Consider the following 468-nt stretch of genomic DNA (forward strand, 5'->3'; position numbering starts at 1 on the left):
GGCGTTGTCGACGATCTTCTGCACGACCTCGACTGAAAAAGTCCCCAAAGCCCAGCCTGTCGATGTTGTTGTCCAGCTGCCATCGGGTCGCACAATGGCATTGGGCGGCGTGTTCGGTGGCAGGTTGCCCGGGTAGCTCTTGATGGTGAACTGAATCTGCGTTTCGAGGTACTGGTCGTAATGGCCACTACTGAAAAACGTCATGGTTTCCTGATTGAGGGTGTACTCGACCGTCGGTTTGCCTGGGCGTACCCGAATGCCGAAGGGTTCACTCGTGATTGAGGTAATCTCCTTGACTGTCTGCGTGCCAAAAATCGAATGAGGGCCGGGCGTAAGGATGCATTCTCGGCGCCATTCACCAGTGTCGGGATGTGGCCAGCCCACAGCCACGGCATCGTCCCCCATTTGCTCCGAATACACGTCGACCCTGTTCTGATTGAAACCGGTGGCACCGGTCCCCTCGAACAT

General features: G+C 56.6%; 1 pseudogene. It reads right to left on the reverse strand.

Annotated features, from left to right (window positions below):
* Nucleotides 1-468 (reverse strand): annotated as a pseudogene (locus M9827_RS24325) (hypothetical protein); the annotation flags it as partial.

The organism is Pseudomonas sp. AKS31 (genome assembly GCF_023634765.1).
Taxonomy (GTDB): Bacteria; Pseudomonadota; Gammaproteobacteria; order Pseudomonadales; family Pseudomonadaceae; genus Aquipseudomonas.